The following is a 23,178-nucleotide window of genomic DNA, read 5'->3' on the forward strand; positions in this document are numbered from 1 at the left end:
CTGGAGGGATGGCGCGGGCGGTTGGGGTGTCCCGGCGGGGAGGGCCGGCCGGGTCAGCCCTTCACGGCGCCGGTGAGCATGCCCTTCTTGAAGTGCCGCTGGACGAAGGGCGAGAGGACGGCGACGGGCAGCAGCGCCAGCACCATGACGGCCATCTGGACGGCGAGCGGCGACAGTTGGCCGGTGTTGATCTGGGTGGCGAGGCCGACCGGCCGTTCCTGCTTCTGCACCAACTGGATCATGACGTTCTGCAGCGGCATCATGTCCTGGTCGCTCAGGTAGATGGAGGCGTTGAACCAGGCGCTCCAGTAACCGACCGCGTAGAACAGCGAGATGACCGCGAGGACGGCGCGGGAGAGCGGCATCACGATCTGCCACAGGATGCGCCAGTCGCCCGCGCCGTCGATGCGGGCGCTGTCGACGAGTTCGGGCGAGATGCCCATGAAGAACGCCCGCAGCACCAGGATGTTGAACACGCTCACGGCGCTGGGGAGGATCAGCGCGAGATAGGTGTCGGTCAGGCCGAGCGCCTGCACCAGCAGATAGGTGGGGATGAGGCCGGCGCCGAAGAACATCGTGGCGAGCAGCAGCATCAGGAACCAGCGGTGGCCGAGCGACCCGATCCGGGAGAGGCCGTACGCGCACAGCACCGAGACCGCCATGCTGAACAGGGTTCCGGTCAGGGTCACTCCGACGCTGACGAGCGCGGCGCGCTGCACTTGGCCGCCGGTGAGCAGTTCCCGGTAGGCGATGAAGGTGACGCCCTGGGGGACGACGACGAGGCCGCCGGCCGCGTCTATGGTCTTCTTCGACTGGAGACTGGTGACGACGACGATCCAGAGCGGGAAGAGGATCGCGAAGGCGGCCAGGCCGAGGGCGATCCCCTTGCCCGCGAGGCCGGCCTTCGACGGCTCCTCCTCCCAGGGCGGCCGGGGCGGCGCCGCCCAGCGGCGGTGCCTGTCGCCCGGTGCCCGGGTCACGGCGGTCATTTCTCGTACACCCCCTGCTCGCCCATGAGGTGGGCGGCCTTGTTGGCCGCCAGGACGAGCCCGAGGCCGACCACCCCCTTGATCAGTCCGGCCGCCGCGGCGTAGCCGAAGTCCTGGTTGCGGATGCCGTTCCACCACACGTAGGTGTCGAGGACCTCGGAGGCTCCGGGGCCCACCGCGTCACGCTGGAGCAGGAGTTGCTCGAAGCCGACGGTGAGCGCGTCGCCCACGCGCAGCACCAGGAGGAGGGCGATCACCGGGCGCAGGGCGGGCAGGGTGATGTGCCACATCCGGCGCCAGCGGCCGGCCCCGTCCATGGCGGCGGCCTCGTACAGGTCGGGCGACACGGACGCGAGAGCGGCGAGGAAGACGATGATGCCCCAGCCCGCGTCCTTCCAGACGCCCTCGGCCGTCACCAGGAACTTGAAGATCCCCGGGTCGGTCATCAGGTCGATGCCCTGGTGGCCGTGGCGGCGCAGGGTCTGGGCGATGATCCCCGCGCCGCCGAAGATCTGCTGGAAGACGGTGACGACGAGGACCCAGGAGAAGAAGTGCGGAAGGTACATGACCGCCTGGGCGACGGCCCGGACCCGGGGTCTGACCACACTGTTGATGAGGAGGGCGAGGGCGACCGGGATCGGGAAGTAGAGCACGAGCTGGAGGAAGAACAGGACGAACGTGTTCTGCACGGCGTGCCAGAACTGCGAGTCGGCGAAGATCCGCTGGAAGTTCTCCAGTCCGGTCCAGGGGCTCTCGAAGATGGCGACGAAGCCGTTGTCGCTCAGATAGGGGTCGTAGTCCTGGAAGGCGACCACGTTGCCCAGCACCGGTATGTAGGTGAAGACGAGCAACAGGGCGACCGCGGGCAGGGTCATCAGGATCAGGGTGCGGTCGCGTCTGAACCGCAGCCGGAAGGCCGGCTTTCCCGCGCCGTGCCGGGCGCTCCCGGCGGCGGGCTCCGCGGCCGCGCCGTCCGGCGGGTTCCCGTCCTGCGCTTTCTCGCCCGCCCTGGCCCCGGCCCTGCTCCGAGGCACCGTGCTGTGGGACACGGCCTTCTCCTTGCCTCAGTTCCGGGTCACTTGGCCGTGGAGCCGTTGTCGTCGAGCAGCTTCTTGTACCAGGCGCGCAGGTCGTCGCCGCCCTTCTGCTTCCAGTCCGCGACGGCCTGCTGCATGTCGGCGATCTTCTTGCGGCCGCGGACGATGTCGTCCTCGAGCTGCTCGAAGTCGTTGGCGAGGTTGGTCCACCGGCTGGGCTCGGTGATGGTCAGGCCGTAGAAGGAGGACTTCTTGGTGAAGGCGCCCATGCGCTGCTGCCACTCCACCTGGAGCTTGGCGATCTCCGGCAGATCGGGGTGGGCGAGGTAGGCGGCCGGGTCCCCGGTGTAGTCGTAGGCGCCGTTGACCTCGTTGGTGCCCTTGGTGGTCTTGGTGGGCAGTCCGTCCTTGACGGTGTAGTCGGTGCCCTCGACGCCGTAGACCGTCAGCATGTACTCCTTGGTGCCGTACGGGGCGGCGCAGAAGTCGGCGAGCGCGAGGAAGTCCTTGATCTGCTGCTTGGACGCCTTCTTGCTGACGAAGGTGAAGATCCCGGCGGGCTGGGTCGCCCAGAGCGTGGGGTCGCCGCCGTCGGGGCCGAAGATGTCGAAGGCGCCCATCTCGAAGTCGGTCTTCTGGGTGCGCTGTTCGGCCGTCGATCCGTACCAGTAGGACAGGTCGCCGTTGAAGACGAGGGACTGGCCCGCGGTGAAGCGGTTGGACGCGTCGCCCTTGACGGCCTTGGCGTCGGGGTGGACGACACCCGCCGCGTACAGCTTGCGGGTCCACTCCAGGGCTTCGAGGTAGGCGTCGGTCTCGATCCGGTTGACGAGCTTGCCGTCCCTCAGGTCCCACCACAGGGCCTTGTCGCTGCCGTTGAGGACGCCGTAGATGTTGAAGGCCGTCCACTTGAGGTCGTCGCAGGCCCACACCTTCGCCTTGGCGTCGGTGGCCTCCTTCGCCCAGGCCAGGAACTCGTCGGGCGACGTGGGGAGGGTGTAGCCCTTCGCGGCGAAGACGTCCTTGCGGTAGAAGGGCGCGATGTTGGTGACGTACGAGGCGGGCATCGGGATCGCGCGGAGCCGGCCGCCGAAGATGGAGCGCTGCCAGGCGTCGGTCGGTACGGCCGCGAGGTTCGGGTAGTCCTTGACCTTGTCGCCCGACAGGTACGGGCCGAGGTCGGCGAACTTGGCGTCGATGGCGCTCGGAATCCTGCCGTTCAGGTTCCAGCCGGGGACGACCACGACGTCCGGGATGTCGCTGGAGGCGAGGACCGCGCCCAGCTTCTCGTCGTAGGTGTTGCCGTCCTGGTTCTGCCAGGTCGCCTTGATGCCGATGGCCTCGTTCATGGCCGTGTAGTAGGCGTTGTCGCCCGCCGGCGGGGTGCCCCAGAACGGCGACATGATCTTCAGGTCGCCGCCGGTTCCCAATTTCTTCGGGACGGACGTCTTCAGCGCGTCCAGGTCGATCGCCCGGGTGAAGCCGGCCGCCGATCCGTTCTTCGACGGCAGGTCGGGCGTGACGATGCTCGACGCCACGAACGCCGGAAGGATCTTCTGGGCGTCCTTCCCCGAGGTGGTGCCGTCCTTGCTGCCGTCCTGTCCTCCGCCGCACGCGGCGAGCAGGGGCGTTCCGCCCGCCACGGCGGCCGCTGCGACCGCCGTGGAGGCGAGGAAGCTTCTCCGGCTGGGGGCGGATGGGGCGGAGTTCGGCGTCATTGCGTCAACCCTTCATGGCGCACAGCAGGACACCCGGCGGTGGAGCCGTCGGCTGCGGTGTCTTGAGTGGATCTGCCTGAGCTGAAGCGGTCCTCGGGGGACTGTTCCCGGGAAGAGGGGAGCCCGACAATCGAAGCGCTTCGATGTTGCTGCGAGGTTAAGTGAACGCCTGGGGGTGCACAAGGGTCGCTCCCAAGATTCCTCGGAGGCTCGGGCAACAGAGCATGTCCATATGGCACTTGACCCTGTTGGCGAGAAACGGAGGCCGTGCGGTCAGGTGTCTTGACACCCACCCGTCGGTCGATCGAGCATCGAAGCGCTTCGAAAGACCTTCGATGCCCCACCGCGAAGGGATCACCACGTGCCCGAAGAGATGCCCTCCATGCCGCCCTTCCGTGACGCGAGCCTGCCCTTCGCGAAGCGCATCGACGACCTGCTGACGCGGCTCACCCTGGAGGAGCGCATCGCGTTCCTGCACCAGTACGCGCCCGCCGTCGAGCGGCTCGGGGTGGCCGCCTTCCGCACCGGCCAGGAGGCGCTGCACGGGGTCGCCTGGATGGGCCCGGCGACGGTGTTCCCACAGGCCGTGGGGCTCGGCGCGACCTGGAACACGGAGCTCGTGCGCCGGATCGGGGAGGCGGTCGCCGCGGAGGCGCGCGCGATGCGCACCCGGGACGACCGCGTGGGGCTCAACGTCTGGTCCCCCACGGTCAATCTGCTGCGCCACCCGCTGTGGGGCCGCAACGAGGAGGGCTACTCGGAGGACCCGGCGCTCACCTCCGCCGTCGCCACCGCCTACACCCGCGGACTGCGCGGCGACCACCCGGTCTACTGGCGCACGGCACCGGTCCTCAAGCACTGGCTCGCGCACAACAACGAGACGGACCGGGACACCTCGTCCTCCTCCGTCCGGCCGCGCGTGCTGCACGAGTACGACCTGCGCGCCTTCCGCGACACCGTCCTGGCGGGCGCCGTCGCCGGGGTCATGCCCGCGTACAACCTGGTCAACGGCCGCCCCAACCACGTCTCGCCGTATCTGCGCGAGCACCTGCGGGCCTGGACCGACCAGGAACTGCTGGTCTGCTCGGACGCGGGCGCGCCCTCCAACCTGGCCGACTCCGAGCACTACTTCGACACCCACGAGGAGGCGACCGCCGCCGCGCTCCTCGCCGGCGTCGACAGCTTCACCGACCACGGCACGGACGGCTCGCGGATCACCGCACGCGTCCGGGGTGCCCTGGAGCGCGGCCTGCTGACCGAGGCCGACATCGACACCGCGGTCCGGCGCCAGCTCGCCGTGCGCTTCCGGCTCGGCGAGTTCGACCCGGAACTCGACCCGTACGCGGGCACCGGAGACTTCGACACGCCCGCCCATCGCGCGCTCGCCCTCGAGGCCGCGGAACAGGCGGTCGTCCTGCTGAAGAACGACGGACTGCTGCCGCTGCGCCCCGGCGTCCGCCTCGCCGTCGTCGGACTGCTCGCCGACGAGTGCAAGCTCGACTGGTACAGCGGCACGCTCCTCCACCGGTCGACACCGCTGGAGGGCCTGTACGAGCGTTTCGGCGCCGAGCGGGTGGACTTCGCCGAGGGCGTGGACCGCGTACGCCTGAGGACCGCGTCCGGCCGGTGTCTCGCGGTGCCCACCGTGGACGACGCGTCGGAGGAGGCGCGGGGTGCCGAGGCGCGGGGTGCCGAGGGCGCCCTCGATCCGGCGCTGATCGCGGGCCGCACCGACCTGCCCCCGCTGACCGCCGACGCCGTCGGCACCGAGCTGGCGCTGATCGACTGGGGCGAGGGCGTCCTCACGCTGCGTGCCCCCGACGGCCGCTACCTGTCGGTCGCCGAGGACGGATTCCTCCGCGCCTCCGCCGAACAACCGGGCGGCTGGGTCGTCCAGGAGACCTTCCGGCTGGAACCCTGCGCACCCCATCGAAGCGGCCACCTCCTGAAGCACCTCGGGACGGGCGGATACGTCTGTGTCGCCGCCGACGGCGTGAAGGTTGCCGGGCGGGACGCCAGGGAGGCCGAGATCTTCGAGGTGGAGTTCACCGAGCGCGGGGAGGACGCCGTGGCGCGGGCCGCCGCCTCGGCGGACGTGGTCCTCGTCGTCGCGGGCAACGACCCGCACATCAACGGCCGCGAGACCGAGGACCGTACGACGCTGCGGCTGCCCGCCCACCAGCGGCGTCTGCTGGAGGCGGCCCGCGCGGCGAACCCGCACACCGCGCTGGTCCTGGTCTCCGCCTACCCGTACGCCGTCGACCACACCGGCCTGCCCGCCCTGCTGTGGACCGCGCACGGCGGCCAGGCCGCGGGCACCGCGCTGGCCCGTGTCCTCGCCGGGGACGTCTCCCCCGCGGGTCGGCTCCCGCAGACCTGGTACGCCGGGGACGACGACCTGCCGGGTCTGCTCGACTACGACGTGATCGGCGGCCGGCAGACCTACCTCTACTTCGAGGGCACCCCGCTCTTCCCGTTCGGGCACGGGCTGTCCTACGCCTCGTTCGCCTACGCGGACCTGCGGGTCCTCCGCGAGGACGACGCGCTGACCGTCTCCTGCGCCGTGACGAACACCGGGGCCGTGACCGCCGACGAGGTCGTCCAGCTCTACACCCGGGCGGTCGCGCCGTCCGTGCCCCGCCCGCGCCGCGCGCTGGCGGCGCACCGCCGGATCCGGCTCGCCCCGGGCGCCTCGACCGACGTCACCTTCGAACTCCCGCTCTCCGAGATGGAGTTCTGGGACGTGGCGTGCGGCCGCCGACGCCTCGAGCCGGGCGCGTACGAGGTGCTGGTCGGGGCGTCCAGCGACGACGTCCGGCTGACCGGGACCGTCGAACTCGACGGAGAACCCGGCGCGTTCCGTCCGGTGCGCGAACACGGCCTGAACGCGGTCGACTTCGACGAACAGACCGGCATCGCCATCGTCGACCGTACGAGGTCGGCGGGCGACGCGGTGACCACGGTGGACGGCGGCTCCGGCGAACTCCTCTATCTGGGCTGCGACTTCGGAGCGGGCGTCGGCGGTGTGGTCGTCGAGGTGGCGGGCGAGGGGGTCGTGGAGGTCTCGCTGGACGATGGCCCGTCGGTGCGCGTGCCGACGCGGGACCTCGCAGCGGCCACCGGGCAGGACCCCGCCCCGGTCACCGGAGAACCGCCGGGCTCAGGTCCTGCCGTCGAACTCGCGTCGAGCGGGACGGACGGCCCCTACGACTACCGCGTTCTCACCGCCGCGTTCACCGCCGCGGGTGTCCGCGACATCCGCCTCGGACTGCGCGGCCGGCTCCGGCTCGCGCACGTCGGCTTCTCCGGTTGAGGGTCCGGAGAGGCCGGCACGGGGGCCCGGCACCGGAAGGCATCGGTGCCGGGCCCCTCTTTCCCGACGTTAACTGAAAACGATTGCCACTAGACACGCCGTTTTCGGTCACGTCCGAGCCCACCGGTCGGCCTCGCACGACGGGACCCGGCATCGGGACCTCCTACTCCACCCCCCTCACCCGAGCAGCACAGGTCGACGGGCCAGGCCTGGCACGGGCCGGTCTGGATCGCCATCAGCGTCCCCCCTTCACGCCCGTACGGGCCGGGGGAACTCGGCCCGGATGCACCGGCAGACGAACGCGTCGGCGAAGGAGCCGTTCGTGATCCACGGGAGCGGGAAGTGCACCCACGCTCCGGCGGCGAGGCCGTTGGTGACGCAGACCTCTTCCCCAACGACCTCGCTCCGGCCCTCCAGGGCAAAGCCGGTGTCGCAGGAGATCGAGACGTCGCCCCATCCGTTCGGCCTGCCGTTGTAGCCGAGGACCAGGGGGTTGCCCGTGGCGATCTCGATGATCTCCGAGGAGACGCTGAAGAAGTTCAGTTCGAGGTCATAGCCGCAGAAGGTCGGGCAGCCCTTCTTGTAGCCGCAGACGCGGCCGTCGGCGGCCTTGCACTCGACGTCCGCGCCGTCGTCCGAGTCGACGTTCACGCCCAGAGACGCGATGCGGTCGAAGGCGATGCCGTTGTCGGCACCGCAGACAAGCCGGCCGCAGGAGTCGAGACGCGTCAGCCGCACCGTGTCGAGGTTGGCGATCAGGGGGCAGGCCATGCCTGGAACCTCCGTGCGCCTGGAGACCCGGCCCAGAACCAGCGGCGTCATCGAAAACAAAGCTGCGCCCTGTGCTGACGGGGACTCAATGCAGCCTCGGCGGCTTGCCCGCGGATCAGGTCCGGCACGGGGGGCGGCCGGTGAAGCCGTCCCAGCCAACGAGATACGTGCAACCAGCATTGACGTGCTCCGAACAGCGGTGATACAAGATCAACACGGTTTCTAGCGATCTTCTTCACGCAAAACGCACATCTCTTTGACGTCCCGGCACACCCCTTCGAACCAAAGGCTCCCTCTCATGCGATCCATCACCGGGCGACGTGTCGCCACCCTCGGCCTTCTCGCGGCGGCCACGATGCTGACTAGCGGCTGCGGCTCTGACGGCCCCCAATCCCCGAAGGCCGCTGTCGACGCGTTCTACGACGCCGGGATAGACGACGATGTCAACGCCCTCACTGACGCCCTCTGCCCGAAGTACAAGGGCGACGCCAAGGAGGTACTGGACGAAATGTTCAGGGCGGACCCGATTACCTCCATCAAGCACCGCAGCGAGACGATGAAGAGCGATCACGCAGTGGTCGTTGTCGATGAGAACAGCCCCGGAGCCACGACCACATACGTCCGCTGGGTCGTCACCCAGGACGACGGTTCCTGGCACGTGTGCGGAAAGGCCTGATGAGGGCCGGGCGATAACCCGAGGCCCGCCTTCTCATGACGGCCTGCCAGCTCGCGGCAGGCCGTTTCCATCAGCCGTGCGCCTTCACGGCTGGATGCCGCACTCGACAGCGTGGCAGTGCACAGCGACGCCTGGGGCACACACAACCAGCCTTTAGGAGCCTTCGGCCTTGTCCCACACAATCACGTTCCACGTAACGCGATTCTTCTGAGTGTCGCTCAACGCAGTGACGGTCCCGAAGGCAGGACGTCCCTCGTCTGTAATGAGGCACACGGTCCGACCCACTGGAACCAACGCATCGTAGGCCCCCTGAGTCTTGACTAGGTCAATGCATTCAGCAGGTGTGGTCTTACTCCCTTTGGGGAGCAGGACGACAGGGATGGACAGGCCTCCAATCTGCGCTTGCCCTGCGGAAGTGACAGCCTGGACCCAGATATCGGTTCCGCCGCCACTCGTTGGAGGGACGGTGTCGAAGTCGAAATACCCGTTGAAGATGAGCTTCCCAGTCCATCGAACGGAGTACTGACCAGCAGCTTCGGGTGTTTCCGGTCCGCCAGCTCCAGACGGCGCTGCCGGTTGCGCCGAGACAGTTTCTGTAGCTGTAGCTGTAGTCGTGGTTGTAGCTGTAACCGTCGCGACGCCACCCACCGGTGACTTGACCCCAGCGGCTGGCAGACCGATAAAGCCGACTACGAACGTCAGTACGCCCACTACCGCCGTAATGAGCGCCGCCATTGCGGACCAATGTTCGGGTGTCCTCTTCGGGCGACCCGGGACGGATGGTGAAGGCGATCGTGGAGGCACCGGCGGCGGTGCAGGAAATGACATGAGGCCCCCCGGATTCATGTGTAGCTCCGGAGTGTGACAGCGAGAAGGACGTCGCACAACTAATCAGCCACCCTTGTGACACAAGGGAAAAAAGTTGACGACTTATCTTGATGTCACGGTGATCGCTCCGGGCCTGGCACGCCTCAGCCATTACCTGAAGCCAGTTCTGCTCGGGCCTGCGTTCGACGAGCGACCTGTACATACTCACGTTGGCCGCCGCGAACATTTCGATGGCTCGCGGATCCGCTTGCAACGGTCGTGCCGATCTCGCGCGGTATCGGCTGGATCCGCACGCCACGCTTCCCCACGGTCGGGGTGCGCAGCGCGGCGGTGACCGTCGAGGCCCCGTGCCGTCTTGTACGGCTGGCCGCAGTATCCGCAGGTGTGCCCGTCGGCTACCGGACTGGGTCGCTCGGGTCACTGCCGTCGTCGGCCTGGTCGACGGCAGGCACGTGTCGAGCGGGGCGAAGTCCAGCGGCGGCGGCTCGACCGCGTCCGGCCCGTACGCGGAATCCGGGACGGGCGGCAGGGCGGTGCCCGGCTCCCCGTCACGAAATCGCCGCCGGTTTCGGGCTCCGGTTCTCGTCCTCGTCCGGAGACACGTACCGCTGCCCGTCGGCCAAGGCGCCGATCAGGATCTCCTCGGGCGCCACCGTTTACAGCTCCGGGGCACAGCAGCCGAGGAGCGCACCGGCGCCCACCGGGAGGTGCCGCAGGCCGGTGCCGCCGTACTCGGTGCCCGGCCAGTCGCATTTCTCGAACTTCTCCAGGTCAACCGAGTGACAGTCGCCCGGACCGTCACTCGGCAAGTCCGGCACTACGATGCCCTCCACAGCCCAGCGGTCGAAGCCGTAGCGGTGCTCGGAGCGAGAACCAGCTGAAAATCGGACGTCTTTGCACGTCAGCACGCTGGATACGCCGACGGCCCGAACCCCCGCACAGTCGGGCTCGGGCCGTCGGCCTCGGGTGGGTCTCCGTCAGAGTGCGAGACCCGTGAGAACGAGCACGCGCTCGTAGGTGTAGTCGTCCATCGCGAACTTGACGCCCTCGCGGCCCACGCCGGACTGCTTGGCGCCGCCGTACGGCATCTGGTCGGCGCGGTAGGACGGAACGTCGCCGATCACGACGCCGCCCACCTCCAGGGCGCGGTGCGCGCGGAACGCGGTCTGCAGGTCGTGCGTGAACACGCCGGTCTGGAGGCCGTACTTGGAGTTGTTGGCGGCCTCGAAGGCAGCCGCCTCGCCGTCCACCTTCTGCACGGTCAGGACCGGTCCGAAGACCTCCTCGCAGGAGATCGTGACGTCGGCCGGAACGTCCGCGAGCACGGTCGGGGCGTAGGAGGCACCGTCGCGCTTGCCGCCGGTGAGCAGCGTGGCGCCGGCCGCGACGGCCTCGTCCACCCAGGACTCGACGCGCTCGGCGGCGGCCTCGCTGACCAGCGGGCCGACGTCCGTCCTGTCGTCGGACGGGTCACCGGTGACCTGGGCCTCGACGGCGGCGACGATGCGCGGCAGCAGGCGCTCGTACACCGCGGCGTCCGCGATCACGCGCTGCACCGAGATGCAGGACTGGCCGCCCTGGTAGTTGGAGAAGGTCGCGATCCGGGTCGCGGCCCAGTCCAGGTCCGCGTCGCTCGCGAAGTCGGCGAGGACGACGGCCGCGCCGTTGCCGCCGAGCTCCAGGGTGCAGTGCTTGCGCGGCACCGAGTCCATGATCGCGTAACCGACCGTCTCGGAACCGGTGAAGGAGATGACGGGAAGGCGCTCGTCCTGGACCAGGGCGGGCATCTTGTCGTTGGCGACCGGCAGGATGCTCCAGGAACCGGCGGGCAGGTCCGTCTCGGCGAGCAGGTCACCGAGGATCAGGCCGGACAGCGGGGTCGCGGGCGCCGGCTTGAGGATGATCGGGGCACCCGCGGCGATGGCCGGGGCGACCTTGTGGGCGCACAGGTTCAGCGGGAAGTTGAAGGGCGCGATACCGAGGACGACACCCTTGGGGAAGCGGCGCGTGAGAGCCAGTCGGCCCTGGCCGCCCGCGTCGGTGTCGAGGCGCTGCGCCTCGCCGCCGTTGAAGCGGCGGGCCTCCTCCGCGGCGAACCGGAACACGGACACCGCACGGCCGACCTCGCCGCGGGCCCACTTGATCGGCTTGCCGTTCTCGGCGGAGATGAGCTGGGCGATCTCCTCGGTGCGCTCGGCCAGCCGGCGCGAGACGTGGTCGAGGGCGGCGGCGCGTACGTGGGCCGGGGTCGCGGCGAACTCGTCCCGCACGGCGTACGCGGCGGCCACGGCCTCCTCGACCTGGGCCTCGGTGGGCACGCTGACCTGGCCGACGAGGCGGCCGTCCCACGGCGAGGTGACGTCGAAGGCGGTCTCGCCGGTGGCCTGGCGGCCGGCGAGCCAGAAGGCGTGGGTTGAAGTCATGTGCGAGTCCCGGGCCCTTACGTAGTGGGGGTGACGACTGGGATGTTTCTGGTGGTGCTGCGCTTTCCCGTCCACGGTAGGTCCGCGAGCATCACCGGTCGTTTGTCCGACGCGTAACAGTCGGAGGGCGAGGTGCGCCGGTTTGGCCTGGTCGCCCGCGGGCGGGCGCCTCATGCCCGGGCGGGCCCCGCCGACGGCGGGACGAGGGGTCCGGGAAATCCGTGAGCGGGCCCCGTCACGGAGCCCCGTCGCGGAGCCCCGTCAGGGAGCCCCGTTCACTCGCCGGTCGCGGCCGTCGCCTTCAGGGCCAGCCAGAGTTCCATCCGGACGTCGGGGTCGTCCAGGGAGCGGCCGAGGATCTCCTCCACGCGGCGCATCCGGTAGCGCAGGGTGTGCCGGTGGACGCCCAGGTCGGCGGCCGCCGCGTCCCACTGGCCGTGCCGGGACAGCCAGGCCCGCAGTGAGGCGACGAGGTCCCCGCGGCCGGTGGCGTCGTGTTCGTGCAGGGCCCGCAGGAGGCCGTCGGCGAACGCGCGCACGGCGTCGTCCGCGAGCAGCGGCAGTACGGATCCGGCCGCCAGCTCCTCGTGCTCGACGAGGACCCTGCCGCGGCGCCTGGCGACGGACAGGGCCTGCTCGGCCTGCTTGTAGGCGGCGCGGGCGGCGATCGGCCCGGCGGGGGCCGAGAGCCCGACGACGATCTCGTCCTCGTCGCCCGCGGCCCCGGCGGACTGCTCGCGCGGGACGGCCCGCGCGGACTCCAGCCCGACGGCGTAGTCACCGCAGGCCGCGACGGCGGCGCCGCCGTCCACGGCGAGCACGACCAGCCGTTCCCCGTCGGGCACGACGAGCACGGACTCCCCCGCCCGCGCGGCGGCCGATTCGACGACCTCCGCGAGGCCGCCCAGGGGATCGCCCTTGACGTCGGGCACGGCGACGGCGGTCTTCGAGGGCGCGGCGGCGTTCACGCGCGCGTGACCGTCGGCGTGCGCCCGGCCGGCCGACCCGGACACCGACTCGGCGATGATCAGCCGGAAGGGGGCGTCGAGCAGTTCGCCGTACAGGTCCCCGGCGACGGCCCGCGCGTGGTCGGGTTCCCCGGCGAGCAGCATGCCGAGCACGGCCGCGCCGATCCGCTGCTCGGCGGCGTGCAGGGACCGCGAGCGTTCGGTGGTCAGGGTGAGCAGGGCGATGGCCGAGTGCACGGCGTAGCGCTCGGCGGTGCCGAGGGCGCCGGCGGTTCCGACGGCGAGCGCGGCGCGCGGCCTGCGTCCCGTGCCGAGGGAGTGCAGTTCGACGCGGTCCTCGCCGCCCACGACCGAGCTCGCGGGCGCGGGCCGCTCGCGCAGCCGCTCCACGTCGGGGGTGAGCCGGGCGGCGCGGCGGCCCGCCCAGTCGGGTGCGGCGGCGACGACGGCGCCGGAGGCGTCGTAGAGCGCGGCCCAGCCGTCGACCTGTCCGGCGAGCGCGGTGAGCAGTCCTTCGGGGCCGTCGTTCAGGGCCTGCTTGGTGAGTTCGCGCTGTGCTGCGAAGCCCGCGGTGACGGCGCGGTACTGGTCCGCGGCGATGGCCGCGGACACGGCCTTGCTGATGGCGAGGAAGGGGGTGCGCCGGGGCACTTCGAGGAGCGGCAGCCCCTCCTCGTCGGCGGCGTCGACGAGGGCCTTGGGGATCTCGTCGTAGTTGACCCCGACGGCGAAGCCGATCCCGACGACTCCGGCGCCGGCCAGCCGCTTCACGTACCGCCGCATGACCTCGGGGTCGTCCGCGTCCAGCTTGAGCGCGGTGATCAGCAGCAGTTCCCCGCCCTCCATGTACGGCACGGGGTCGGCGAGCTCGCTGACATGAGCCCAGCGGACGGGCACGTCCAGGCGGTCCTCGCCCGCGCGCACCGTGAGCTTGAGCGCGGAGTGGTGGACGAGCGAGGCGAGCGTGGGGGGCATGGGGCCTTCAGGTCGGTGTGAGCTCGGTGATCTCTGTGATCTTTTGGCCGCGGCGTATGAACGGCCTGTGTCGATTCTGCCTCACCGTACGGTCGCCGTGTGCGTTCATCCTCATACGCCCAGGTCAGCGGGTCCGCACGTCCTTACCTTCGGCCGACCGCCAGGCCCGCCCCGGCAGCCCTTTCACCCCGCGTCCGGCCGCCCCTCAGCCCCGCAGGTCCACCAGGAGCGGCGGGGCGTGTTCGCCGTCCACGCTGGTCAGCGACAGTACGGCGTGGCCGGGCGGGACGGCGTGGGCCAGTTCGGAGGCGGACCAGCGTTCCCGCTCGACCTGCCGCACGGTCACGGCGTCCGTGGTCACCGCCTTGCCGGTCACCAGTTTGCGCAGCGCGTGGATGGCGCGGGTCATGGGCTGGTCGGCGAAGACGGTGTGCTTGGCCACGTCGCGCGCCTCCACCCACTCGGTGCCCCAGGACTCGGCGAAGCGGCCGCCGTCCCAGGTCGTGACGCCGGAGAAGGCCATGCGGCAGCCGACCGCGCCGTACAGCGGTCCGTGCAGCGCCTCGGGGATGTCGCCGATGGTCCGCAGGGCGAGGACCACTCCGGCGTTGTGCGCCCGCAGGCCCTGGATGCGGCGTACGGTCTCGGCGGTCAGGGCGCCGGTCGCGTCGTCGAGGACGAGGCAGGCGAAGTGCCCGCGACGGTCGCCGCCGCGGACGACGGCGGCGAACTGGGCGAGCAGGAGCCGGGTGACGAGCTGCGACGCCTCTTCGTAGCCGCGTTGCGGGAGGTCTACGCGGACCCGCAGCGGATGATGGGCCACCGCCCGCAGCGAGAACGGCCGGGCGCTCGTGCCGGCGCCGAAGAAGTCGGCGAAGACGGGCCGGTCCAGCAGCGCGAGGCGGTCGGCCAGGACCGGGCCGGGGTCGTTCGGGCCGCCGCTCTGGCGCAGCCGTGCCTCCAGTTCGCGGAGCATCGCGGGGTGGCCCCCCGCCGACAGGTCCTGCCGCAGGGGCTCCAGCAGCGCGGGCACTCCTTCGAGCAGTTCGCGCAGCACGGGAATCGTGGGGAACGTGCCGTGCACGGCCCGGTAGGGACCGAGCAACTGGGCCAGGGCCGTGGCGGCGCGCCGCACGTCGACGCCGTCGGCGCCGCCGACCAGGCCTTCCGCGAGGAACGCGGCGGCCTCGTCGGCGTCGTCGCAGTCGGCGTACAGGTCCAGGTCGTGGACCGACTCGGGGTCGCCGAGCTTCACGACGACGTCGTACGACGCCTCGGGGCCGACCGGTGTCCCGGCCGCGGCCACGACCACGACGGCGCAGCGGGCGGTGAGGGCCTGCAGCCCCAGGGATTCGGCGACGGGCGCGACGAGGTGGCGGGTCTTGCCGGAACCCGCCGGTCCGACGGCGAGGAGGGAGGTGCCGAGCGTCGCCGGGCCGAGAGCGGCGCCCGCGCCGGAGTAGGCGAGCGGAGTGCGCTCCCTGGCGACCCAGCGGCCGAGCCGCACCTGGGCGGCGAGCAGGTCGTGGGAGGCGGCGCGGACGGGCAGGTCGCGGGCTCCGGAGGGATGGGTCCAGGCCGCCGCGCCGCGGCGCAGCACGGTGTCGCTGAAGACGCCGAGCTGTCCGTCGCGCCTGGCCCGGGTCCAGGCGCGCAGGATCCTGGCGCAGTCGACGTCGTTCATGCGCTCGGTCAGCACCTCGGAGGACAGCAGTTCCGCCGCCTTGTGCTGTCCGGTGGCCCTCAGTTCGGGCCATTCGGCCGGGGGGCCGGACGGCTCTTCCGGTGCGGCCGGGGAGGCCGTCACGGTGCCGGTCGCGGCGCCGGTGGCGGCCGGCCGGGATCCGAGGCGCTCCTTGAGGAGGGGCCACCAGCCGCCCAGCTTGGCGAAGGGCAGCACGACGAGCACGGTGACCAGCGTGTAGACGCCGTAGGTGATCCCGAGCGATGCGAACACGTCGTCGCCGCCGGCGATCAGCGCCACCAGGGACAGCACCGGATTGACGATCGGGAGGGGCTCCCAGCCGACGCCGGGGAAGGCGTCGGGCCACACGAACGTGAGGGTCAGCAGGGCCCCGAGGGCCGCGATGACGGCCCGGCCCGGCTGCGCGCGCTGCACGACGAAGTGGTGGGCGATCTCGCGCCAGCTTCCGAGGCGCCCCATCGTGTAGATCAGCGCGGCGAAGAAGAGGCCGTCGTAGACGACGCGGGCGTCCACGCCCTGCCAGCTCTTCGGGGCCGTCGTCCCGCCCCACCACCAGTCCTCCGGGGTGAAGAGTTTCAGGACGACCAGTTGGTAGGGGACGTTCCCCCGGCGCCACAGGGACCAGACGACGAGCCCGAGCACCAGGGGGATCACCAGGCCGACGATCGTCACGGAGGGCAGGCGCCGCCTCTCCTTCGACTCCCGGGGGGCGGTGTATCCGTACCGCCAGATCCCGAGGGCGGCCTCCGGGCGGGGCGCGTTGAGCCAGTCGCGCAGGGCGGGGCGGGCCGTCGGCGGGCCGGACGGGGCGGGCGGCGGGCTCGCGGGCCTGGGCGGAGCGCCCCCGGGGACGGCCCCGGGGGGTGCGGCCGGACGAGGCACGGGGTCGGCATGCGTGCCACGTGCGTCGCGCGTACCGTCGAAGTCCATCGTGTGCGCCCCCTGACCAGCCAGTCCGCCTGTCGCTCTCAGGCCAATCTAGTGGTCCCGCGGGGCGAGTTCACCGTTTACGCGGCCGGGCCCGCGGTGGGACGGGAGGACCGGGCGTCCGCTCCTCTATGTCCATCGCGGACAACGGATTCCTCCGACAACGCCCACATGGCGCATGCCGAGCCCCCCTCGTCGGCTCTAGCCTGCGAAGAAAGAAGGCAAGCGTCCGAAAACCCCCCGCCCGGACCGCCCCGCATCCGTCGGGGACCGTCCGGTTCGCAAGATCATCAGGGAGCCCCTCATGACCGCACTTCCGCAGGAGCGCCGCGTCGTCACCGCCATCCCCGGCCCGAAGTCGCAGGAGCTGCAGGCCCGCCGCACCGCCGTGGTCGCGGCCGGTGTCGGGTCGGTGCTCCCGGTCTTCACCACGCGCGCCGGCGGCGGGATCATCGAGGACGTCGACGGCAACCGCCTCATCGACTTCGGCTCCGGCATCGCCGTGACGTCGGTCGGCGCGAGCGCCGAGGCGGTCGTGCGCCGGGCCTCCGCCCAGCTCCAGGACTTCACCCACACCTGCTTCATGGTCACGCCGTACGAGGGTTACGTCGCCGTCGCCGAGGCGCTGGCCGAGCTGACCCCGGGCGACCACGCCAAGAAGTCCGCGCTGTTCAACTCGGGCGCCGAGGCCGTCGAGAACGCCGTCAAGATCGCCCGTGCGTACACCAAGCGCCAGGCCGTCGTCGTCTTCGACCACGGCTACCACGGCCGTACGAACCTGACGATGGCGCTGACCGCCAAGAACATGCCGTACAAGAACGGCTTCGGCCCGTTCGCGCCCGAGGTCTACCGCGTGCCGGTCGCCTACGGCTACCGCTGGCTGACCGGCCCGGAGAACGCCGGCGCCGAGGCGTCCGCCCAGGCCATCGACATGATCAACAAGCAGATCGGCGCCGACAACGTCGCCGCGATCATCATCGAGCCGGTCCTCGGCGAGGGCGGCTTCATCGAGCCCGCGAAGGGCTTCCTGCCGGCCATCAGCAAGTTCGCCAAGGACAACGGCATCGTCTTCGTCGCGGACGAGATCCAGTCCGGCTTCTGCCGCACCGGCCAGTGGTTCGCCTGTGAGGACGAGGGCATCGTCCCGGACCTGATCACGACCGCCAAGGGCATCGCGGGCGGTCTGCCGCTCGCCGCCGTGACGGGCCGCGCCGAGATCATGGACGCCGCCCACGCGGGCGGTCTGGGCGGCACCTACGGCGGCAACCCGGTGGCCTGCGCCGGTGCGCTCGGCGCGATCGAGACGATGAAGGAGCTCGACCTCAACGCCAAGGCCAAGCACATCGAGTCGGTCATGAAGACCCGCCTCGGCGCCATGGCGGAGAAGTTCGAGATCATCGGCGAGGTCCGCGGCCGCGGCGCCATGATCGCCATCGAGCTGGTCAAGGACCCGGCCACCAAGGAGCCGAACCCGGAGGCGGCCGGCGCGCTCGCCAAGGCCTGCCACCAGGAGGGCCTGCTGGTCCTGACCTGTGGCACCTACGGCAACGTCCTCCGCTTCCTGCCCCCGCTGGTCATCGGCGAGGACCTCCTGAACGAGGGTCTCGACATCATCGAGCAGGCCTTCGCCCGCATCTGACGACGACGGCACCCGCAGCACCGCGTCCCCGAATCCGCCCCCGGGCGGATTCCGCCGGGGGCGCGGTGCTGCGGCGTTCCCGTGGGGGCGTGTGAAGAAGGTGTGCGAGGTGCATGGCGGGACGCGAATCCGTCTGTCGGAGGCGCACCCCCTGCCGTAGGTTCTAACCAGATCAGGGATGCACCCGCCCGCAGGGAACTGTGGGCTGTACAGGGCCGAGGCCTCCCCAGCTTCGCCCTGGTCGTGCCCTCGCGCACACACCCGGAGCTTGCGGCTCCGGTTCTCCTCACCGATCGGACGGTCGCCCGCCCCAAACCCCCCGGGGCGCGCGGCATCTCCGGTCCTGCGGCCGCCCCGGAACCACCCCCCCTGTTCCGGGGCGGCCGACTCCTTCTCCGGCCGGCCCCCGGACCCCGCTCGTCCGCGGGCCCCTTCCTTCCGCTTGTTCGGCTCGGCCGCATTTCCGCCGTCGACGGCGGGTGGGCGCGCGCCGCGGCGGGCGCGGACAGTGGCAGGCTGTCCCCCATGTCCCGCACGCCTCTTCTGTTCGGCCTGCCCGGCCTGTGTTTCCTGCTCATCACCTGGCAGGTCGTGGCCGACGGTCCGCTCGTGCGTCTGGACGAGCGGCTGAGCGGCGGCCTCGTGCACCCGGACCGCTTCTCCGAACTGCTCGCCGACCTGGGCAGCGTCCAGGTGGCGGTCCCGGTGCTCACGCTGGCGCTGGTCCTCGTCGCCCTGCACAACCGTGCCACCGGTCTGGACCGCTGGTGGCTGCCCCCGGCCGCCGCCGCGGTCCTGATGCTTCTCGTGCCCGCGGTGATCGTGCCCCTGAAGGAACTCGTCTCCCGGCCGGGCCCCCCGGTCATGGGGCCCGGCACCGGCTTCTATCCCTCGGGGCACACCGCCACCGCCGCCGTCGCGTACGGCGCGGCGACCCTGCTCCTCCTTCCGCTGCTGCGCACCGCGGGCGCCCGCGGTGCGCTGCTGTGCGTGTGCGTGGCTCTCAACGCGGGCGTGGCCTTCGGCCTGGTCCGGCGCGGCTACCACTGGCCACTGGACGTGGTGGCCAGTTGGTGCCTCTGCGCGGTGCTGCTGTCGGCCCTGTGGCTCTTCGTCAGCCGAAGTACGCGTCGAAGTTCCGCGAGAACTCCCAGCCTCCGAACCGGTCCCAGTTGACCGACCACGTCATCAGACCGCGCAGGCCGGGCCAGGTGCCGTGGGTCGCGTACGAGCCGCAGTTGGTCTTCTTCGTCAGGCAGTCCAGGGTCTTGGTGACCTCGGCCGGGGCGACGTAGCCGTTGCCCGCGTTGGTGGTGGCGGGCATGCCGATCGCTATCTGGTCGGGGCGCAGGGGCGGGAAGACGTTGTTCGCGTCGCCCGCCACCGGGAAGCCGGTCAGCAGCATGTCGGTCATCGCGATGTGGAAGTCGGCGCCGCCCATGGAGTGGTACTGGTTGTCGAGGCCCATGATCGACCCGGAGTTGTAGTCCTGCACGTGCAGCAGGGTCAGGTCGTCGCGCAGGGCGTAGATCACCGGGAGGTACGCCCCGGCGCGCGGGTCCTGGCCGCCCCACTTCCCGGTGCCGTAGTACTGGTAGCCGAGCTGGACGAAGAACGTCTCCGGGGCCATGCTCAGGACGAACTTCGAGCCGTACTTGGCCTTGAGGGTCTTCAGGGCCGAGATGAGGTTGACGATCACCGGGGTGGTCGGGCTCTTGAAGTTCGTGTCGCTCGCGTCGAGGGACAGCGAGTGGCCCTCGAAGTCGATGTCCAGGCCGTCCAGGCCGTAGGTGTCGATGATCTTCGAGACCGAGGAGACGAAGGTGTCGCGGGCGGCCGTCGTGGTGAGCTGGACCTGTCCGTTCTGCCCGCCGATCGAGATCAGCACCTTCTTTCCGGCGGCCTGCTTGGCCTTGATCGCGGCCTTGAAGTCGGCGTCGCTCTCCACCGTGGGGCACTCGCTGACCGGGCAGCGGTTGAAGCGGATGTCGCCCGAGGTGACCGAGGTGGGTTCGCCGAAGGCCAGGTCGATCACGTCCCAGCTCGCGGGCACGTCGGCCATGCGTGTGTAGCCGGCGCCGTTGGCGAAGCTCGCGTGGAGGTAGCCGACGAGCGCGTGCGTGGGCAGGTCGGAGGAGCCTCCGCCGCCTCCGCCCGAGCCCGCCGAGGTGGTCGCGGTGACGGTCGCCGACTTCGCGGACTCGCCCGCGTCGTTGGTCGCGGTGACCTGGAAGGAGTACGCGGTGGAGGCCGTCAGCCCGCTCACGGTGGCCGAGGTCCCGGTGACGCTCTGGACCTTCACCCCGTCGCGGTAGACGTTGTAGCCGGTCGCGCCGGACACCGCCGTCCAGGACAGGCCGACCGACGAGGACGTGACCGTGCCGGCCGTCAGACCGCCGGGCGCGGCCGGCGGCTGTCCCACGTCGACGCCGGGGCCGGTCAGCGAGAGGTCGTCGGCCCAGTAGGAGCCCGTGCCGTACCAGCCGTGCGTGTAGATCGTGACCTGGGTGGTGGACGCGCCGGTGCGGAAGGTGGTGGCGAGCTGCTGCCAGTCGGCGGCGGACGGGGTCCAGGTGCTGACGTCGGTGGTGCCGGTGCCGCTCGCGCCGAGGTAGACGTAGGCGCCGCGGACGTAGCCGGAGAGGGTGTACTGCGCGTCCGGCTTCACGGTCACGGTCTGCGAGCACTGCGCGTAGTCGCTGCCGGCCGGGGTCGCCATCATCGCCGACCCGCCGCTGTGCACAGGCGAGTTGACGATCGTGGACGCCGTGCAGGTCCAGTTGCCCAGGCCCGACTCGAAGCCGCCGTTCTTGGCCACGTTCACGTCGGCCGCCTGGGCGGTGGTGGAGAGCGCCACCAGTCCGGGCACGGCCAGGACGGTGGCCGCGCAGGCGGCGAGCAGCCTGCGGCGGCGGGGTGCGAGGGGTCTGTCGTGTCTGGTGGGGGCCATGAGTGCCTCCGGGCAGGGGGGAGTTGGGGGATGGAGCGCGCGCCCAACTTGGTCCAGACCAATTCGGTTGTCAAGACCCCTGGCGGGCAACGGAGTTCACGTGACCGCCGGAACCTCCCCCTCACCACCGCCGGCCCTCCTCACCGGCGAGGCCGGCCGCGGCCTCGTGCATGGCCAGTTCGAGCAGCGCCGGATCCGTGAGCGTGCCCGAGCCGTCCGGCGCGACGAGCCAGCGGACCCCGCCGGTCGACCGTCCCGGGTAGGGCACCACGATCCAGGTGCCGAGGCCGGCCGTGCGCACGCCCGTGCCCAGCCACCGGGCGGCGGTGCCCGCGGGCACGAAGAAGCCCATCCGGGCGTCGCCGAAGTCGACGAGCACCGGCCCGGGCTGGTCGAGCACCCGGGTCAGGACGTCGAGGGTGGGATAGCCGAGCCCGGCCGGCAGGATCAGGACGTCCCAGGCCTTCCCCGCCGGCAGCAGCGCGACCCCGCGGGGGCTGCGCTCCCATTCCCATCGGCAGGCCTCGGGGTCGGGTGCCACGGATGCCAGCCACTCGACCGCCGCCTTGGGCCCTGTCATGACGGAACCTCCCTCTCGTGTCGACGCGGGTCGCGTCACAGAGGAGAGGGAGGTCCGGGCGGTTCATTACGCGGGTTCGGACGACGAATTGACAGAAATTCAGTTCGCCGGTCCCGCACGGGGCCGGGCGGTGCGCCGTCGTCGGCGGCCGGCCGCCGCGCCACCGGCGCCGAGCCGCCCCCGGTCACCGGTCACCGGTCACCGGTCACCGGTCACCGGTCACCGGGACGCGCGTGACCCTAGCTGTCGAAGCCGAGGCCGAGTTTGTCCATCGTCTTCAGCCACAGGTTGCGCCGGCCGCCGTGCGTGTCCGCGCGGGCCAGCGACCACTTGGTGAGCGCGATGCCGGTCCAGGCGAACGGCTCGGGCGGGAACGGCAGCGGCTTCCTGCGGACCATCTCCAGCTCGGTGCGTTCGGTGCGCTCCCCCGCCAGCAGGTCGAGCATCACCTCGGCGCCGAACCGGGTGGCGCCCACACCGAGGCCCGTGTAGCCGGCCGCGTAGGCGACCTTGCCCTGATGAGCGCTACCGAAGAACGCCGAGAACCGGGAGCAGGTGTCGATGGCGCCGCCCCAGGCGTGGGAGAAGCGCAGGCCCTCCAACTGCGGGAAGCAGGTGAAGAAGTGCTCGGCGAGCTTGGCGTACGTCTCGGGCCGGTCGTCGTACTCGGCGCGCACCCGGCCGCCGTAGGGGTAGATCGCGTCGTACCCGCCCCACAGGATGCGGTTGTCGGCCGACAGCCGGAAGTAGTGGAACTGGTTCGCCGAGTCGCCGAGGCCCTGGCGGTTCTTCCAGCCGACGGAGGCGAGCTGGTCGGCGGTGAGCGGTTCGGTCATCAGCGCGTAGTCGTAGACCGGGACGGTGTACGGGCGGACGCGCTTGACCAGGTTCGGGAAGATGTTGGTCCCGAGGGCCACCCGGCGGGCACGGACGGAGCCGTACGGGGTGCGGACGGCCATGCCGGCACCGGCCGGCCTCAGTTCGAGGGCGGGCGTGTGCTCGTAGACCCGCACGCCGAGCTCCACGCACGCGCGCTTGAGGCCCCAGGCCAGCTTGGCCGGGTGGAGCATGGCGACCCCGCGCCGGTCGTGCAGCCCGGCCAGGAAGGTCGGGGAGTCGACCTGTTCGCGCACCGCGTCGGTGTCGAGGAACTCGATGCCTTCGGCGAGGCCCCTGCGTTCCAGTTCCTCGTGCCACTCGCGCAGCTCGGCCGCCTGGTGCGGTTCGGTGGCGACGTCGATCTCGCCGCTGCGCTCGAAGTCGCAGTCGAGGGAGTAGCGGGCGACGGCCGCCTCGATCTCGTCGAGGTTGCGGGCGCCCAGCTCCTCCAGCTTCGCGATCTCGTCCGGCCAGCGGGTGAGCCCGTTGGACAGACCGTGGGTGAGGGAGGCGGCGCAGAAGCCGCCGTTGCGGCCCGAGGCGGCCCAGCCCACCTCGCGCCCCTCCACCAGGACGACATCCCGCCCGGGGTCGCGCTCCTTGGCGATCAGCGCGGTCCACAGTCCGCTGTAGCCGCCGCCGACGACCAGCAGGTCACAGGTCTCGGCGCCGGTGAGCGCGGGCTCGGGGTGGGGTTTGCCGGGGTCGTCCAGCCAGTACGGGACCGGCTGGGCGTCGGAAAGGGATTTCGTCCACTGATTACCACGGGTCATGGCGCTTGGGGCCATGATTTCAACTCC

15 protein-coding genes are annotated in these 23,178 nt (G+C 71.1%); 4 read left to right on the forward strand and 11 right to left on the reverse strand.

Annotated elements, in window-relative coordinates; genetic code table 11:
- Nucleotides 1-53 precede the first annotated feature (53 nt).
- From ACZ4TO_RS34915 to ACZ4TO_RS34925, 3 genes are read right to left on the reverse strand one after another with little or no spacing between them, the layout of a single operon-like run.
- Nucleotides 54-989: a carbohydrate ABC transporter permease gene (locus ACZ4TO_RS34915; RefSeq protein ID WP_468026303.1), complete on the reverse strand. Its 936-nt coding sequence runs from the start codon at nt 987-989 to the stop codon at nt 54-56.
- Nucleotides 986-2,038, reverse strand: a complete 1,053-nt coding sequence (locus tag ACZ4TO_RS34920; protein WP_385047378.1) for an ABC transporter permease — start codon at nt 2,036-2,038, stop codon at nt 986-988. Before ACZ4TO_RS34920 ends, ACZ4TO_RS34915 begins: the two co-directional genes overlap by 4 nt.
- A 26-nt stretch (nt 2,039-2,064) precedes the next feature.
- A complete protein-coding gene (locus ACZ4TO_RS34925; protein WP_468026304.1) occupies nt 2,065-3,744 on the reverse strand; it encodes a type 2 periplasmic-binding domain-containing protein in 1,680 nt (559 codons plus the stop codon).
- Nucleotides 3,745-4,117: 373 nt separating this feature from the next.
- Here ACZ4TO_RS34925 and ACZ4TO_RS34930 point away from each other — a divergent pair, with 373 nt between their 5' ends.
- Nucleotides 4,118-7,057: a glycoside hydrolase family 3 C-terminal domain-containing protein gene (locus ACZ4TO_RS34930; RefSeq protein ID WP_468026422.1), complete on the forward strand. Its 2,940-nt coding sequence runs from the start codon at nt 4,118-4,120 to the stop codon at nt 7,055-7,057.
- Nucleotides 7,058-7,306: 249 nt separating this feature from the next.
- Here the strand turns inward: ACZ4TO_RS34930 and ACZ4TO_RS34935 are convergent, their stop codons facing one another.
- Nucleotides 7,307-7,828: a hypothetical protein gene (locus tag ACZ4TO_RS34935; protein ID WP_468026305.1), complete on the reverse strand. Its 522-nt coding sequence runs from the start codon at nt 7,826-7,828 to the stop codon at nt 7,307-7,309.
- Between the two features lie 298 nt (nt 7,829-8,126).
- Between ACZ4TO_RS34935 and ACZ4TO_RS34940 the strand changes: the two genes are divergently transcribed.
- Complete coding sequence (locus tag ACZ4TO_RS34940; protein ID WP_468026306.1) at nt 8,127-8,504, forward strand: nuclear transport factor 2 family protein; 378 nt, start codon at nt 8,127-8,129, stop codon at nt 8,502-8,504.
- Between the two features lie 1,484 nt (nt 8,505-9,988).
- Here ACZ4TO_RS34940 and ACZ4TO_RS34945 read toward each other — a convergent pair.
- The 4 genes from ACZ4TO_RS34945 to ACZ4TO_RS34960 all read right to left on the reverse strand — a co-directional run bounded on the left by ACZ4TO_RS34945 (nt 9,989) and on the right by ACZ4TO_RS34960 (nt 16,333).
- Nucleotides 9,989-10,150: a hypothetical protein gene (locus ACZ4TO_RS34945; RefSeq protein WP_385047366.1), complete on the reverse strand. Its 162-nt coding sequence runs from the start codon at nt 10,148-10,150 to the stop codon at nt 9,989-9,991.
- Between the two features lie 159 nt (nt 10,151-10,309).
- Nucleotides 10,310-11,755 carry an aldehyde dehydrogenase family protein gene (locus tag ACZ4TO_RS34950; RefSeq protein WP_382790587.1) on the reverse strand — a complete coding sequence of 482 codons (1,446 nt, stop codon included), beginning with the start codon at nt 11,753-11,755 and terminating at the stop codon, nt 10,310-10,312.
- A 275-nt stretch (nt 11,756-12,030) separates the two neighbouring features.
- Entirely contained in the window at nt 12,031-13,698 is a 1,668-nt protein-coding gene (locus tag ACZ4TO_RS34955) for a PucR family transcriptional regulator (RefSeq protein WP_382790590.1), read from the reverse strand.
- 205 nt (nt 13,699-13,903) lie between these two features.
- Nucleotides 13,904-16,333 (reverse strand): ATP/GTP-binding protein, encoded by a 2,430-nt coding sequence (locus tag ACZ4TO_RS34960; RefSeq protein WP_468026307.1) that lies wholly within the window; start codon nt 16,331-16,333, stop codon nt 13,904-13,906.
- 301 nt (nt 16,334-16,634) lie between these two features.
- On the opposite strand from ACZ4TO_RS34960, the gene gabT reads away from it, so the two are divergent.
- On the forward strand, nt 16,635-17,969 hold the full coding sequence (gene gabT / locus ACZ4TO_RS34965; RefSeq protein WP_382790597.1) for a 4-aminobutyrate--2-oxoglutarate transaminase: 1,335 nt from the start codon (nt 16,635-16,637) through the stop codon (nt 17,967-17,969).
- Between the two features lie 525 nt (nt 17,970-18,494).
- Nucleotides 18,495-19,145, forward strand: coding sequence for a phosphatase PAP2 family protein (locus ACZ4TO_RS34970; RefSeq protein ID WP_385047354.1), 651 nt, complete (start codon nt 18,495-18,497; stop codon nt 19,143-19,145).
- Here the strand turns inward: ACZ4TO_RS34970 and ACZ4TO_RS34975 are convergent.
- The 3 genes from ACZ4TO_RS34975 to ACZ4TO_RS34985 form a co-directional block, all read right to left on the reverse strand.
- Nucleotides 19,084-20,919: a chitinase gene (locus ACZ4TO_RS34975; RefSeq protein ID WP_468026308.1), complete on the reverse strand. Its 1,836-nt coding sequence runs from the start codon at nt 20,917-20,919 to the stop codon at nt 19,084-19,086. The two genes, ACZ4TO_RS34970 and ACZ4TO_RS34975, sit on opposite strands and share 62 nt — an antisense overlap.
- 121 nt (nt 20,920-21,040) lie before the next feature.
- On the reverse strand, nt 21,041-21,499 hold the full coding sequence (locus tag ACZ4TO_RS34980) for a hypothetical protein (protein WP_382790604.1): 459 nt from the start codon (nt 21,497-21,499) through the stop codon (nt 21,041-21,043).
- Nucleotides 21,500-21,738: 239 nt separating this feature from the next.
- A complete protein-coding gene (locus ACZ4TO_RS34985; protein WP_382790607.1) occupies nt 21,739-23,166 on the reverse strand; it encodes an NAD(P)/FAD-dependent oxidoreductase in 1,428 nt (475 codons plus the stop codon).
- Between the last annotated feature and the right edge of the window lie 12 nt (nt 23,167-23,178).

This window comes from Streptomyces sp. NPDC028298, assembly GCF_055565895.1.

Bases quoted from the DNA above. Each gene is read 5' to 3' on its own strand.
- ACZ4TO_RS34915 (WP_468026303.1), bottom strand. From the start codon at position 989: ATGACCGCCGTGACCCGGGCACCGGGCGACAGGCACCGCCGCTGGGCG.
- ACZ4TO_RS34925 (WP_468026304.1), bottom strand. From the start codon at position 3,744: ATGACGCCGAACTCCGCCCCATCCGCCCCCAGCCGGAGAAGCTTCCTC.
- ACZ4TO_RS34930 (WP_468026422.1), top strand. From the start codon at position 4,118: ATGCCCTCCATGCCGCCCTTCCGTGACGCGAGCCTGCCCTTCGCGAAG.
- ACZ4TO_RS34935 (WP_468026305.1), bottom strand. From the start codon at position 7,828: ATGGCCTGCCCCCTGATCGCCAACCTCGACACGGTGCGGCTGACGCGT.
- ACZ4TO_RS34940 (WP_468026306.1), top strand. From the start codon at position 8,127: ATGCGATCCATCACCGGGCGACGTGTCGCCACCCTCGGCCTTCTCGCG.
- ACZ4TO_RS34950 (WP_382790587.1), bottom strand. From the start codon at position 11,755: ATGACTTCAACCCACGCCTTCTGGCTCGCCGGCCGCCAGGCCACCGGC.
- ACZ4TO_RS34955 (WP_382790590.1), bottom strand. From the start codon at position 13,698: ATGCCCCCCACGCTCGCCTCGCTCGTCCACCACTCCGCGCTCAAGCTC.
- ACZ4TO_RS34960 (WP_468026307.1), bottom strand. From the start codon at position 16,333: ATGGACTTCGACGGTACGCGCGACGCACGTGGCACGCATGCCGACCCC.
- gabT (WP_382790597.1), top strand. From the start codon at position 16,635: ATGACCGCACTTCCGCAGGAGCGCCGCGTCGTCACCGCCATCCCCGGC.
- ACZ4TO_RS34970 (WP_385047354.1), top strand. From the start codon at position 18,495: ATGTCCCGCACGCCTCTTCTGTTCGGCCTGCCCGGCCTGTGTTTCCTG.
- ACZ4TO_RS34975 (WP_468026308.1), bottom strand. From the start codon at position 20,919: ATGGCCCCCACCAGACACGACAGACCCCTCGCACCCCGCCGCCGCAGG.
- ACZ4TO_RS34980 (WP_382790604.1), bottom strand. From the start codon at position 21,499: ATGACAGGGCCCAAGGCGGCGGTCGAGTGGCTGGCATCCGTGGCACCC.
- ACZ4TO_RS34985 (WP_382790607.1), bottom strand. From the start codon at position 23,166: ATGGCCCCAAGCGCCATGACCCGTGGTAATCAGTGGACGAAATCCCTT.